Below are 13,882 nucleotides of genomic sequence, written 5' to 3'. Positions count from 1 at the left end.
CAGCACGGCATGGCGAAAATGTGGGAAACCGACCACACGCGCCATAAAAAAGTTCCGCTACCCAGCCCCATGAGGAGCTTAGATAGCGGAACTAGTGTAAACCTGAAATTCAGTTAAGGAAGAAACTACTTGAGTTCTACAGATGCACCAGCAGCTTCGAGCTCTGCCTTAGCCTTCTCTGCATCTTCCTTGTTTGCACCCTCGAGAACAGCCTTTGGAGCGCCGTCTACGAGAGCCTTAGCTTCAGCGAGGCCGAGGCTGGTCAGAGCGCGAACAGCCTTGATAACGCCGATCTTCTTGTCGCCAGCTGCGGTGAGGATGACGTCGAACTCGTCCTTCTCTTCCTCAGCTGCTGCAGCTGCTGGAGCTGCTGCTACTGCTACTGCTGCTGGAGCAGCTGCTTCTACGTCGAACTCGTCTTCGAACTTCTTCACGAAGTCAGAGAGCTCTACGAGGGTCATTTCCTTGAAAGCTTCGATGAGCTCATCAGCGGAGAGCTTTGCCATAATGGCTTCCTTTCGTTGTGGTCTGTACCGCGTGTGTACCAGACCGAAATCTTTAATGGATTAGGTACAGCCTTAGAGCGCTAGTTCTAGCACACTAAGAGGATACCTATGCAGCCTTTTCCTGCTTTTCGCGCAGTGCATCGAACGTGCGAACTGCCTTGGTAGGCAGTGCAGCGAATGCGAATGCAGCCTTGGCCATGGTGCCCTTGAGGGCGCCAGCTGCCTTGGCGAGGAGAACTTCGCGTGGCTCGAGATCTGCCAGCGTGTTCACGCCTGCAGCATCATAGAGGGAACCATCTGCAAAGCCGCCCTTGATGATGAGCTGCTTGTTCGTCGCGGTGAAGTCGCGCAGTACCTTAGCGGCAGCTACGTAGTCGCCCTTAACGAAGGTGATAGCGGTAGGACCCGAGAGCATGTCGTCGAGACCTTCGATACCAGCTTCCTTAGCTGCGATACGTGCCAGCGTGTTCTTCGCCACGTTATAGGTTGTATCGATGCCAAGCTTTTCACGCAGATCAGAGATCTGTGGAACGCTAAGGCCACGATACTCGGTGAGGAATACTGCATCAGCTTCACGGAACTTGTCAGTGAGCTGTGCGATAGCCTCTGCCTTTTCTGGCCTTCTCATTGGCATTCCTTCCTAGTGAACCGCTTCGTCGCAGCCTCCAGAAAGCTATGAAAAAAGCCCTGCACGCAGGCAGAGCACACATGCGTCTTTCGACGTTATATCTCGAACCTGCGTAGGCGCGATTTCTCGCTTTACTGGGTGACCCCGACCAACGGTCTGTGGTTTACAAGGATTCAGTGTACATCACACTGGGGAGATTCGTCGAGAGCGCGTGTCGCGTGGCCTGTCGCGTGGCGTATCACGCTCGACACATGCCACACGCAGCACACGCGCCCTCTCCTCTCGCACACTCCTATGCGAGCTTCTTCACGATGTTCAGGACTATCGCGGCAGCATTATCCGCATACACGCTGACGTCGAACTCATGGAACGTCTCATACTCCGTATCTGCGTTATCACTTAGAGAGCGCAGGATAAGCACAGGCACCTCATTTCGCGCGGCCACATGTGCCACAGCAGCACCTTCCATTTCCACTGCATCCGCACCCGTCAGTTCCTTTACGCGTTCAGCTGCTTCACCTTCTACAAACGTATTTCCCGTAGCTATGGTTCCTGCCAGGTGTTCTATGCTCATTTCACTCAGGACCGTAGAGGCCACCTCGAGCAGATGCGCATCGGAATGGTATTCATTCGTAAAAGGTGCAGACTGGGATATCATCCGCATATCCGTGTCCAGATAGACGAGGGTTTTACCCAGAACCACGTCATTAATGTGCAGATGGTCGGTCAGGTTTCCCGCTATGCCGGAGAAAAGCAGGCATTCCGGCTCATAGACATCGATGAGATGCTGCGTGGTCGCTGCAGCGTTTACCGTACCCATACCAGCGACGGTAGCTACCACGCGGATATCCGTACCCGGCATCGTTCCGTCGAAGATGGTCACGCCAGCACGCGTATGCTCCTGAACATTTTCGAGGGTCTTCGCTATCAGCGCCACTTCCACATCCATGGCGCCGATAATGGCGAGTGTGCGAGTCATATCTGTCCTCATTTCTCTCGTAGTGGTCGTAGTGGTCGTAGATTACATCAACACTATTACAGTTCGCGCCGCGCGCGTACCGCCGCAGCAAGCTCCCGCAGCAAATCTTCAGTCTCAGGCCAGGCGATGCACTTATCCGTCACGGATTTCCCATACTCGAGCTGAGCGAGCGGAGCCGCTTTCTGGTTTCCCCCCTGGATAAAACTTTCCATCATGATGCCCGAGATGCCCCGCTCCCCCTCAGCCAGCCGAGCAGCCACAGACCGCACGACGCGCGCCTGCTGAATCTCATCCTTACCAGAATTGCCATGAGAAGCGTCGATGATGAGACCATGCGCGCCCAGACTATCCGCGCTCAGCCGCGAGCGCGCTACGGACAGTGCATCCGCTACGGACACCGCGTCGTAGTTCGGTCCAGAGCTCGAACCGCGCAGAACGACGTGACAGTCCGGATTCCCCAGAGTCTCCACAGCAGCAGCGCGGCCCTGATGGTCTATGCCGAAGAAGGTGTGCTGCTGCGCCGCCGTATAGACGCTGTCCACTGCCACTTCCACAGACCCGTCCGTGGCATTCTTAAAGCCTACGGGCATGGACAGGCCCGATGCCAGCTGCCTGTGCACCTGGCTCTCCGTATTTCGAGCGCCTATAGCTCCCCAGGTTACTGCGTCCGAGATGTACTGTGGGGACGTCGGTTCGAGGAACTCCGTCGCCGCAGCTACGCCACAGTCCAGCACATCCAGAAGAATCTGGCGCGCGAGGAGGAGACCTTTATTTATCTTATGTGAGCCATCGAGGTCTGGGTCATTTATCAGCCCCTTCCAGCCTATGGTAGTCCGAGGCTTTTCGAAGTACACGCGCATAATGATGAGCAGATCATCTTCGAGCTCTCGGCGTACTGTTCCGAGACGACGTGCATAGTCCAGAGCCGCCTGAGGGTCGTGAATGGAGCACGGTCCCACGATGACGAGCAAGCGGTCATCCTCTCCCGAAAGCACTGCACGCGTTTCTTCGCGAGATTCCACCACAAGCTGGCGTGCGAAGTCGCTGAGGGGAAGAGCTTGCAGGACGGTAGCTGGAGATGGCAGCGCGTCGAGCTCCAGAACTCGGCGGTTCAGGATGGGCGCTAAGCCCACTTCATCTTCCCAGCGCTGCACAGTGGGGAGGTTCAGCGGATTTGCCTCATCAGACTTTGCTATCTGCGTATGCAGGTACGCACGGTGGCGCGCTGCCTGCTGCGCGTGAGCTTCGAGAGCTGCAGTGTCTGAGGATTCTGTGCGTTCTACCATGCTGCTTATTTTAGCGTACGGCGTTCACGAATGGCTGCCGCCAGAGTGTGCAGAAGCTCATTCGTGCGGTCCCAGGAAATGCAACGGTCCGTGATAGAGCGGCCGTAGACCAGCGAGTCGAGCGGCGCTGGAGACTGATTTCCCGCTTCGATGAAGCTTTCCATCATAATGCCGGATATTCCCTGCTCCCCCGCAGCCAGGCGCTCGGCTATCTCTTCGACCACATGCGCTTCGCGTACTTCATTCTTTCCACTGTTCCCGTGGGCTGCGTCGATGATGACGCCCCGCGAAGCGGCATCCGGAGCGTTCGACTCCTGAAGATACTCCAGAGCAGACGCCACGGAGGCAGCGTCATAGTTCGGCCCATGGATGGATCCACGCAGAATCACGTGGCAGTCGGGATTTCCGAGAGTCTCAGCGGAGATGACGTTACCGTCCACATTTATGGACAGGAAGTGATGCTCATGTGCAGCCGTGTAGCAGGAGTCTGCAGCTACTTTCACATTCCCATCCGTCGAGTTCTTAAAACCTACTGGCATGGACAGGCCGGAGGCCAGCTGACGGTGTACCTGACTCTCGGTATTTCGCGCACCTATGGCTCCCCAGCTGATGGTATCCGAGATGTACTGTGGAGTGATGGGATCGAGGAATTCTGTGGCTGTAGGAAGTCCCAGCGACACCATGTCCACGAGAATCTTACGCGCCAGCCACATGCCTTTGCGGATGTTAAAAGTACCGTTCAGATCCGGGTCATTTATCAGTCCCTTCCACCCGAGAGTGGTGCGCGGCTTTTCGAAGTATACGCGCATGACCACGAGGATATCCTCGGACAGCTCGCTCGCTACGGCAGCGAGCCGGCGTCCATAGTCGAGCGCTGCAGCTGGGTCGTGGATAGAGCACGGTCCCACGATGACGAGCAGGCGGTCATCGCGCCCGTGGAGAATGTCACGGATGGCTGCACGCGATGCCTGCACGCTCTGGACGAGCGCCGGAGTCAGCGGCAGCTCGCGAATAAAGGAGCGCGGCGCCGGGATAGGGTCGAGCTGACGGATGTTCACGTCTACCGTCTCCGGCAGTACCGCTTCACGCCCGAGTGTGACGCTGTCTTCTGCATCGAATGGTCCGCGCATCCGTCCGCCTTTCGTCTGTACGTTCGGGAAGGTCAATTTTCCCGCTATCAGTCCGCCCATTGTATCACGGTACAGAAACGCCTGAGGGCTTTCGTCCACGACAGCGAACGAAAGCCCTCAGAGCGAAAATTGACCTTAGGAAAAAGGAAGCCTACGCCAGCGCACCCATCGGATCCCACGCAGGAAGCATGAGCGGCTCTTCCTCTACGGCTGCCTGATACTCAGCTGGAAGCATGGACTTCGGCACAGCGACCTCGTAGACGAACTCGTCGAACCACGGATCATCCATGGTGAAGAAGCCCTTATCTGCTATCTCCGTACCCCAGGAATTCTCCACACGCCAGCGGTTCGTGGTCTCGCCGTCCGCGTCCACGCCAGCGAACGCCATCGCGTGGTTCATAGCGGAGTCTGCGAAGCGCACGCGCTCTTCCTTATCCATGTCGAAGTCGATGCCGTAGACGCGGCCGTACTCGAAGAGGTCCGTAGCCCATGCGCCTTCCTTGCGGTCCATCATAGGATGGCAGTCTGCGCCGAACCAGACAGGAATACCCTGCTCTTCGAGGATGGTGCGCACGCACGTCTTCATGAAGGACGTGTCCACGTTCAGGTAGGCGGTAGGCGTGCCACCAGCTACGTTTCCGAGGTGCTCGATGCCTATCATCTTCCCCTTCGGATGCTCCGAGCGAGGGTCGTCCACGAGGCAGACGTAGTCTTCGAGAGGAGCCGCGCCGCGGGAGGTGAGGCCGTCGCGTACGTAGGTGTTCCAGAACTGGACTGGAGTCATCTCACCCTCACGGTGGAACTCGCCGTCCTTATCCACATACGACCAGTCGAAGGAAGTAGGAGGAGTGCCGAGGTGGATGGTGAGGATACGGTGTGCCTGCTCCACAGCTTCTGCCGCGATGGCAGCAGCATTTTCAGGATGAGCATACATGTGTGCCACAGCCTGGCGCAGAGCCGAACGCAGCTGGGTGTTCATAGGGCCCGTGTTCTGGCTGGATGCGGTCTCTGGGAAGAAGTCCTTCGGCACAGCACCATACTTGCTGTACACGTTCATGGCCATGGTCCACTGGCCACCATCACCGAAGAGGTCATGCAGAAGGAACTGCACGAGGCGGGAGTCCGAAGGCTCGCCTGCTGCGATGAGCGCCTGCATATCCTGCATGAAGTAGTTCGCACGCTCGAGCTTATCGAAGTACATAGCGTAGGACTGGCTGAACTCGAAGTCCGTATCCTTCAGGTTCATGGTGCGCTTAGCGATAAAGCGTGCTACGTTCAGAGAGCTGAAGAGCCAGCAGCGCCCAGAGTGCTTCTGGCTGGTGGCTGTACCGTTATCGATGACGGTGCTGAAGCGGCGCTGCAGCCAGCGCGCGCGGTCGAAATTCTTTGCTGCTGCGTCGATGCCGTTCTGCGCCACCGCATTCATAGCGATGCGGTTCGCTTCACGGCTTTCGAAGTTCGCTCGCAGACCTTCTACTGCCTGTGCGCTGAGTGGTTCGAAAGACATTCTGTCCCTTTCGTGAGTAGATATGTGTTTTTACGCCGTGAAGTGCAGGCCGTGCGGCTCGGCTCCACGGGGACGTCTGGTCGTTATTCGGCTGAGTTTTCTGCTTCTGTGGCCGATTCTTCCTGATGAGACTCAGCCTTCTCCTCAGCCTGTGGCTCATCCTTCGCATCCTGTTCTGGCTCAGCGTTCTGGTCAGCGAAGAGGGATGCGCCGAATGCACTCGAGAAGATGGAGCGCAGCTCATCCACACGTGCGGTGATGGATGCTTCGCGCTCCTGGAGAGCGGCGATGCGCTTATTCAATCCGTCTATCTCTTCCTGAGCTGCCGCGCGGTGGTCATCCACGAGCTGCTGAGCACGCTGCTTTCCTTCAGCCACTATCTGCTCAGCTTCATCCTGAGCCTTCTGGCGCGTGGAAGTAGCATATTCATCTGCCTGCTTACGCACACCCTTTGCATCCTCGAGCAGCTGAGCGGATTCTTCTTCCACAGTGCTGCGACGCTGCGCGAGGTCGGCGAGCATGTCCGCTACCTTCGTGTTCGCATCCTGCTGGCTGGCAGAGATGTCGCGGCGTACCTGCTCTGCTTCCTGAGCTACCTTCGCCAGAGTCTTCGCGCGCTCTACGTCCGCACTATCGGTAATCTGACGTGCCTTCGCATGTGCAGCATCCGTAATCTCATCTGCCTGACGCTTCGCATCCGAGAGGAGCTTGCTCACCTGCTCGCGTACATCAGCGAGCTTCTGATTCGCCGAGTCCAGAGCCTTCTGGATCTGGTCATTCGCTTCGCTCTTCTTCGCAGCTATCTCGTCATCCGCTTCCTTACGCTGCTGGGCTATCTCTTCTGCAGCCTGAGCCTTTAGCTGAGCGATGTTCGCGTTCTGCTCGGACAGCTCAGCAGTCATACGCTTCGTGTGCTCTTCGCTCTTCGCGTTCAGCTCGAGGTCGAGAGTACGGCGCTGATCTTCACTTTCGCGCTTCGCTGTAGCGACGAGCTGAGCGGCCTCGCTCTGTGCGGTGGCGCGCAGCTTATCCGACTGCTCATGCGCCTGCTGGAGTGCCTGATTAGCTTCATTCTGCGCATCCTGGCGTGCGTTCTGAGCGTCGAGCTGTGCATTATTCAGCAGAGTCTGCGCTTCGTTCCGCGCGTTCTCGCGGATGGTCTGCGCATCCTGCTTCGCGCGTTCGAGCAGCTCGCGGCTAGTCTGCTCAGCAGAGGCGAGCAGCTGCTGAGCGTTCGCTCCAAGCGCAGTGAAGGAGTTCTGCTGCTGACCGCTATTCTTTTCCTTCTCCTCCTGCAGCTGGGCGTCCAGCTCGAGGATACGCGCGTCGTAGATTTTAATCTGCTCGCGCAGGCGTGCGGTGTTCTCCTGAGCGCGCAGGAATGCGTCGTCTACCTTTTCCTTATCGTAGCCGCGCAGAACTATAGGGAAATTATCAGCCATGTTTACTCCACTGCTTTCCGAGAGCTATATGTAAGACCTTCATACTCGACGTTAGCACGGGAACACTACAGGTGTGTGGGAAGAATTGACCTCAGGTCAGCGCCTTACGGTACGCGAGCGTGGTCGTCACGACCGAACGCGCGGCATCCACCATAGTCTGCAGCTCCATGCCTTTCGTATAGCCGAGCGGACGCTCGATGGGCGGCACGGACAGGAAGCCCGCATACGCATCCTGCTCGCCGGACGCCCAGTGCAGCATCTCGTAAAAGAGCGCGTTACACACAAACGTACCCACATCCGAGCTGAGAGTCGCCGGAATATCCTGCCGAGCGAACTGACGGCTCACCGCACGCAGCGGAATACGCGTCCAGTACGCAGCAGGCCCACCCTCGATAATGGACGTATTCTGCGGCTGCACGTCATCCGCATCCGGGCGCGGCGCGTCGATGATGTTCCGCGCACACCGCTCGAGCGCGATAGTCCGAGCCCGCGTCTTCAGGCCGGTAGCCAGTACCATCTGCGGGCGAGTCTCCCGCAGCGTCGCTTCGAGAGTAGGCCACGCGTGGGCGAAACTGAGCGGCAGCAGTACGCTCGTCACTTCGATGCGCGTATCCGACAGTAGCTCGCGAGTACTCGTATCAACTCGCGTATCCGCGCTCGTATCCGCACCGCTCACGTCTATCCCCTCGTCTGCCAGACGTGTGGCCACGAGACGGGACGGATTCTGGCTTTCCTCGAGGTTCTCATAGCCTTCAAAGCCGCAGACGACGACGCGGGAGGTGTGCGCACCCATCAGTACGCCTCACCCGTATACGCGCCCACGCTCGCCAGCTGCCGGCCTTCCTGCGTCTTTCCCGCGAGAGTAGCGCGGCGGTGTGAGTGCCAGAGCGGATTCTCCAGCGTGCACATGACGTTCTGCAGCTGCTCGAAACGCTCCTCGAAGCTGCCTCCCTCGCCATCGTTCGCACACAGTTCGTGCAGTTCCTCGTCTGGAGCCAGATACTCCGTCGCTGCAGCTATGCGTGGCAGCGAGTCCACGAGATGCTTCGGCTGGATGCCGGCTTCTTTTAAGGCGAGAAGTGCTGCTTTTTCGAGGTCGATGCCCGCTCCCCCGAACCGCGTAATGGTGGCGGTGCCTGGGAAGCGCGCTTCGAACTCCATGGCCACCTCGCTACCCACTTCGTAGCACTGTCCGCAAATGCACGGTCCGAGCGTAGCGCGGATGTGCTCGCGCTCTGCACCCTTAAACTCCATGGCGGCGACCGTCTGGCCGATGATGTCATTCATAAGTCCGCGTCGTCCGCAGTGTGCTGCGGCATGCACGTGATTCACCGGATCCGCGAGCAGCACCGGAAGGCAGTCCGCTGCGAAGACGCCCACGGCTTCTCCGGCAGCGCTGACCATGCCGTCTGCTTCGAGCTCGCTGATACTGGCGCGGTCTTCGTCTGCTACCTCGTCTACGAGCACGACCTCGCCCGAGTGCACCTGGTGAATGGTATGCACGCTGGTACCGATGACCTCGTGCAGCGCTTCACGGTTTTTTCGCGCGTTCTGTTCATCCCCGGCCTGGCGTTCGCTCATGTTCGCGTGGCCGTATGCCGCGCTCGAGTATCCGCCGAGCCGCGTGGAATACCACACGCGGTATCCGTCCGCGAGGTCCACAGGGATGACTGCTGGGATGGGCTGTATCTGTTCGTCTGTCATACGGTTAGTTTACCTGTTTAAGAGGTCAATTTCCTCCTGGCTTAACACCAGTTCATCTGCACGCAGCGAGTCCAGAATGGTTTCGCTTCTGTGCGCTCCAGGAAGAACCATCATGTGGTCTCCCATGGCCAGCTCCCACGCGAGGACCACCTGCTGGTAGCTGACACCGTGGTGCGCTGCCACTTCTTTAAATGGGTCATACTTACTCTCATCCTTCGGCTTCCTAAAGCCGCCGAGCGGAGACCACGAGACGAAGGTAAGGCCGAGCTTCTTCGTATACTCCACGGTGTCGAGACTATCCGTGTAAATAGGCGAGAGCTGGTTCTGCACAGCCACGAGAGCATCTCCGAGGATGCTGCGCGCTATGTCTATCTGCTCCACGCTGGCATTCGAAATGCCGATGGTCTTCGCCACGCCTTCGTCATAGAGGACTTTCATACCTTCGATGGACTCGTTATATGGCACCTTAGGATCTGGACGGTGGAAGTACAGCAGGTCTATGGCCTCGACACCGAGAGCCTGAGCAGACTGCTTTCCATACTGGATGAGTGCTTCTGGAGCACCATTCACATCCCAGGTAGGCACGCCATCGGTAAAGTTCCTGAAGTGCCCCGATTTTGTGGCCACGAGCACCTCGTCCTTCGGTCCGTGCCAGGTGTCCAGTGCCTCGCGAATGAGCTTTTCGTTATGCTGCTCTTCGCCGCCAGACATGTAATATGCCCACGCAGTGTCGAGGTGACGGCAGCCAGCATCGAGTGCATCGTGGATGACCTGGATGGCCACCTCACGGCTCGGCTTCTTTTCTATGGACAGTCCCATGCCTCCGAGGCCTATGGCCGTGGTGGTGTACGGGCCTATCTTTCGGGTTAGGCGTGTGTGGTGGGTGGAGGGTGTGGAGGATGTGGTCTCGGTCATGCGCGTATCTCCCCTTTTCTGTGCGGATATCTCGATGTACTTCCATAGTAGTTCAGGGGATGGTACGAGATGAGATATCTCCTGGTTCTGGAGCGTTGTGTGTACATCATCTCACTTCAGAGGCTTTTAAGCTGCTTTTTCGGGCACTTCATGAGACGATTTACACACAACTCCCCTCTGCCTACACAAAGTGGGTGGGTACCTCTCGTTTGGAGAGGTACCCACCCACCTTACTGTGCGTCTAGCTGTGTGTGCGGCTAGACACGTGGAGGCGTGTTACTCCTTGTGATCGCCAGTGTTACGCTTGCGGATCACGACGAATGCCACACCAGCAGCCACGGCCACGAGAGCTACCACGAGGATAGTGACGATAGCTGTACCCGTCTTCGCCAGAGCGTTTGTCGGTGTGACTGGCTCGTAGATATGGATGGTGTTTCCATTTTCTACGATAGTGCGCACGAACTTGTAGCCCTTAATGCTGATAGGGTCGGTCTTTCCATTCACGCTCGGGATAAGTTCCTTACCCTGAGGATCACGGAAGAACGTCTTACCCTGTGTAGGAACAGGCTTCGCCACCACATTCACCGTTACAGGAACGGTAGCCGTGTAGGTCTGACCGTTGAGCGTATAGGCGACTGGAACGTTCACGATACCGCGGTTCTGACCTGGCTCGGCGGTAATGCCTGCCTTAATCGCCTCGGTAATATCCGAGGAGACGACGGTGGCGCCCTGTGGGAGCCTGGAGGTGAACTCGCTGGAGGTGAGGATGCGGTCTGCTTCACTCTTTACCACGGTCTTGAGCTCGTCGTCCGACGTCCCCTGAGAGACGGTGACCTGGCTGGATGCCTTCGGCAGAACGACTACTGGAACAGTGACGTTCTCAGTAAACGAGCGTCCGTTCTTCTCATCCGTGTAGGTCACAGTCGTCGTAGCGTTCAGCGTCTTTCCACCTTGATTCGTCGTGTCTGGGGTGTCTCCGCTCACGCTGGTCTTCGACGTGTAGCCGTCCACATCCTGTGGGGTCACCTTCGAAGTGACGTCGCTCTTCTTTACTTCGTCGCCTTCAAAGACGACGAGAGGAGTCGAGGTGGCGTTATCGACCACATTTACGGTCACTGGAACAGTCGTCTCGAACTTCTCGTCGCCTATCGTGTAGGTGACTGGCACATTCACGATACCACGGTTCTGGCCAGCTTCAGCAGTCAGGTCCTTCGCGATAGCCTCGGTCACGTTCGTAGCATCGACCTTCGCACCAGCTGGCAGCAGGTCAGTGAACGACTTCTGCTTGACAGCACGCTCAGCCTCGCTCTTAACCACAGACTTGACCGTATCATCCGACGTGCCCTTCGACACCGTGACCTCACCACTCGTCTTCGGAAGAACTATGACAGGCACATCCACAGATTCCTTGAACTCCTGACCAGTCGCGTCATTCGTATACGTGATAGTCGTGGACGAGGAGAGTGTCTTACCTGCCTGACCAGATGTGTTTGGCAGATCAGTTGTGTCTTCTACCTTTGCGGTGAATCCATCCACCTTCTGAGGTGTGACATGCTTCTTGACATCATCATTCTGCACTTTGTCGCCATCAAACACATAAGTCGGAGTAGTCGTAGACTTCGCTACTACGTTTACCGTTACTGGAACGGTAGCCGTGTAGGTCTGACCGTTGAGCGTATAGGTGACTGGAACATTCACAGTACCACGATTCTCGCCAGCCTGAGAAGTCAACCCAGCAGCAATCGCCTCAGTAATATCAGAAGATGTCACGGTAGCACCCTCTGGCAGAGACTTCTTAAAATCATCAGACGCGAGAACACGATCTGCTTCCGTCTTCACGATACCCTTCAGCACATCATCCGACGTACCCACAGACACGGTAACTGTGCTCTTCGCCCGAGGTAGAACAATCACAGGAACAGACACTTCTTCCGTGTACGCGTCACCAGAGGTCGGAGTATACTTCACACTCGTCTTCGCTGATAGTGTCTTACCAGCCTGACCATCCGTGGACGGAATATCGGTCGGATCGTTCAGCTTCGATGTATAACCCGCCACGTCAGCAGGCGTCACGTTAGTATTCACCTGCGTATTCGAGACAGTATCACCATCAAACACCACCACAGGCTTAGTCGAAGACGCCTTCACCGTAATCGTATACGTCGTGCTCGTCGTCGCAGTATCCGGTCCCTTATTCTCACCTGTAGCCGTATCCGAATCAGCAGTCACCAGATTACCATTCGAATCAATAGCATTCACTGTAACCTTATACTCGCCAGTCTGATCCAGCTTAAACAAACGCAAATCAGACGACGCAGACCCCTGCTCGACCCAGTTCGCACCCTTAATATTAAACGTTTCCTGCTTCGTCGTCCCATCTGGATACACGACAAGAACACTCGTAATCTTCGTATTCTTATGCGGAGTCGTCGAATCATCCTCCGTATCCGCGATAGACACACCAGCAGCAGGCTGATGAATAGTATTCACCGACTGACCCTGAATAGCCTCATACGAGGTAGACGAGGAAGTAGGAGCATCATTCACCACAGTCGCCTTATCATCCGACGACGCGATAGTAGGAAGAGTAATAGGATCAAACTCCGACGCAGGCGTAATATGCCACTGACCATCCGCCTTCGAATCCGTCACAGACGACCCATCCGACGCAGTCCACGTATCCGTAGCCTTACTATACTTCAGCAACACCGTCATACCCTGCTGACTAGAAGTCTGCTCGCGAGGAACAGTAGTCTTCGCGATATCCTCAGTGCTCACCGCAGTAGCTTCACCAGCAGCATTACGCGTACGATGATACTCATAAATACCAAACTCCGTATCACCATTCGCCAAAGCATTCGTCAAAATATGACGATACGTAGTCGTATCACCATTCACGACCTCACGATAATCAGATGGAAGCTCCCACTGACCAGACTGAGCATTAAACGAAGCCGTCACCTTCGTACCATGAATATCGGTCAACTCGACCTTATTACGATACAACATCACCGACGCATCCTCGACAAACGCCTGCGCTTTAATATTATCCACGTCAGCCTTCGCCGTCGCATCCGACGTCACCTTCAGATTAAACTCCTGGCCCACAGTACCGACAGTATCGCCTTCCTTCACAGCAGTATTCGTCGTACCAGCATCCACCAGCCAAGAACCATTCACAGCCTTCAGATTCGTGACCGACCCGTCAGGAGTCTGAATCGTCGCAGTCGTAGCATGAGAACTAATAGACACAGGAATCTCAGTAGCATACGCATGCACATTCTTCACCACAATCTGCGGCTTAACCACCACAGTCGTATACCCATGCGCCTCATTACCATTAATATTATAATCGTGGCTTGGCGCGTTAGAATCCTTCGCGAACACAGGAACCACATAAATACCTTCCTGCGAAGCAGTACCCGTCAAAGCAGTATCAAAGCCAGAAGCCACAGCCTTACCCGAACGATCAGCAGCAGGAACAGACACATTACCCGTAAACGACAGTCCAGGAATAGTCGTATCCGCGATACTACCCACAGCAGCATTACCACCCGTAGTCGTCACCTGACCAGCCATACCCAGCACAGCAGCATCCAGCTTATTACGCACAGTAGCAGTACGACCCAAAGGATTACCCTGCGCATCGACCAACTGAAGCGGAACATTCGCACCATTACGCCTACCAGCGTGAGTACCACCATTAACGTTATACCCCGTATACAGATTCACTGTACCATTCAAATCCACGGTCGTGGTCTTACCAGAAATACCATCCAGAGTAG

11 protein-coding genes are annotated in these 13,882 nt (G+C 56.3%); all 11 read right to left on the bottom strand.

Annotation, left to right across the window (positions count from 1 at the left end):
* Positions 1-125: 125 nt before the first annotated feature.
* Entirely contained in the window at positions 126-506 is a 381-nt protein-coding gene (gene rplL / locus ALMA_RS02800; protein WP_094726304.1) for a 50S ribosomal protein L7/L12, read from the bottom strand.
* Positions 507-612: 106 nt separating this feature from the next.
* On the bottom strand, positions 613-1,134 hold the full coding sequence (gene rplJ / locus ALMA_RS02795) for a 50S ribosomal protein L10 (protein WP_086106566.1): 522 nt from the start codon (positions 1,132-1,134) through the stop codon (positions 613-615).
* Between the two features lie 292 nt (positions 1,135-1,426).
* Positions 1,427-2,113, bottom strand: coding sequence for a 5'-methylthioadenosine/S-adenosylhomocysteine nucleosidase (gene mtnN / locus ALMA_RS02790; RefSeq protein WP_094726303.1), 687 nt, complete (start codon positions 2,111-2,113; stop codon positions 1,427-1,429).
* A gap of 56 nt (positions 2,114-2,169) precedes the next feature.
* Positions 2,170-3,399 (bottom strand): 3-deoxy-7-phosphoheptulonate synthase, encoded by a 1,230-nt coding sequence (locus ALMA_RS02785; protein ID WP_094726302.1) that lies wholly within the window; start codon positions 3,397-3,399, stop codon positions 2,170-2,172.
* A 5-nt stretch (positions 3,400-3,404) separates the two neighbouring features.
* Complete coding sequence (locus tag ALMA_RS02780; RefSeq protein WP_086114641.1) at positions 3,405-4,529, bottom strand: 3-deoxy-7-phosphoheptulonate synthase; 1,125 nt, start codon at positions 4,527-4,529, stop codon at positions 3,405-3,407.
* Positions 4,530-4,680: 151 nt separating this feature from the next.
* Positions 4,681-6,036: a C1 family peptidase gene (locus ALMA_RS02775; protein ID WP_094726301.1), complete on the bottom strand. Its 1,356-nt coding sequence runs from the start codon at positions 6,034-6,036 to the stop codon at positions 4,681-4,683.
* Positions 6,037-6,119: 83 nt separating this feature from the next.
* On the bottom strand, positions 6,120-7,478 hold the full coding sequence (locus ALMA_RS02770) for a coiled-coil domain-containing protein (protein WP_094726300.1): 1,359 nt from the start codon (positions 7,476-7,478) through the stop codon (positions 6,120-6,122).
* 91 nt (positions 7,479-7,569) lie between these two features.
* The gene (locus tag ALMA_RS02765) at positions 7,570-8,271 is read right to left on the bottom strand and encodes a pyroglutamyl-peptidase I (RefSeq protein ID WP_094726299.1); all 702 of its coding nucleotides are present in this window, start codon (positions 8,269-8,271) and stop codon (positions 7,570-7,572) included.
* Complete coding sequence (locus tag ALMA_RS02760) at positions 8,271-9,182, bottom strand: purine nucleoside phosphorylase YfiH/LACC1 family protein (RefSeq protein WP_094726298.1); 912 nt, start codon at positions 9,180-9,182, stop codon at positions 8,271-8,273. Before ALMA_RS02760 ends, ALMA_RS02765 begins: the two co-directional genes overlap by 1 nt.
* Before the next feature lie 9 nt (positions 9,183-9,191).
* Positions 9,192-10,097 (bottom strand): aldo/keto reductase, encoded by a 906-nt coding sequence (locus ALMA_RS02755; protein WP_094726297.1) that lies wholly within the window; start codon positions 10,095-10,097, stop codon positions 9,192-9,194.
* Between the two features lie 276 nt (positions 10,098-10,373).
* The coding region (locus ALMA_RS02750) for a hypothetical protein (protein ID WP_211278330.1) at positions 10,374-13,882 on the bottom strand (3,509 nt) is incomplete at its 5' end.

The sequence above is a fragment of the Alloscardovia macacae genome (assembly GCF_002259705.1).
GTDB lineage: Bacteria > Actinomycetota > Actinomycetes > Actinomycetales > Bifidobacteriaceae > Alloscardovia > Alloscardovia macacae.
The sequence above is the reverse complement of the archived record's forward strand: the minus strand, read 5'-3'. Positions and strand labels throughout refer to the sequence as shown.

What these genes read in the sequence shown, in the direction of transcription:
- rplL (WP_094726304.1), bottom strand. Translation starts at nt 506, where the DNA reads ATGGCAAAGCTCTCCGCTGATGAGCTCATCGAAGCTTTCAAGGAAATG.
- rplJ (WP_086106566.1), bottom strand. Translation starts at nt 1,134, where the DNA reads ATGAGAAGGCCAGAAAAGGCAGAGGCTATCGCACAGCTCACTGACAAG.
- mtnN (WP_094726303.1), bottom strand. Translation starts at nt 2,113, where the DNA reads ATGACTCGCACACTCGCCATTATCGGCGCCATGGATGTGGAAGTGGCG.
- ALMA_RS02785 (WP_094726302.1), bottom strand. Translation starts at nt 3,399, where the DNA reads ATGGTAGAACGCACAGAATCCTCAGACACTGCAGCTCTCGAAGCTCAC.
- ALMA_RS02780 (WP_086114641.1), bottom strand. Translation starts at nt 4,529, where the DNA reads ATGCGCGGACCATTCGATGCAGAAGACAGCGTCACACTCGGGCGTGAA.
- ALMA_RS02775 (WP_094726301.1), bottom strand. Translation starts at nt 6,036, where the DNA reads ATGTCTTTCGAACCACTCAGCGCACAGGCAGTAGAAGGTCTGCGAGCG.
- ALMA_RS02770 (WP_094726300.1), bottom strand. Translation starts at nt 7,478, where the DNA reads ATGGCTGATAATTTCCCTATAGTTCTGCGCGGCTACGATAAGGAAAAG.
- ALMA_RS02765 (WP_094726299.1), bottom strand. Translation starts at nt 8,271, where the DNA reads ATGGGTGCGCACACCTCCCGCGTCGTCGTCTGCGGCTTTGAAGGCTAT.
- ALMA_RS02760 (WP_094726298.1), bottom strand. Translation starts at nt 9,182, where the DNA reads ATGACAGACGAACAGATACAGCCCATCCCAGCAGTCATCCCTGTGGAC.
- ALMA_RS02755 (WP_094726297.1), bottom strand. Translation starts at nt 10,097, where the DNA reads ATGACCGAGACCACATCCTCCACACCCTCCACCCACCACACACGCCTA.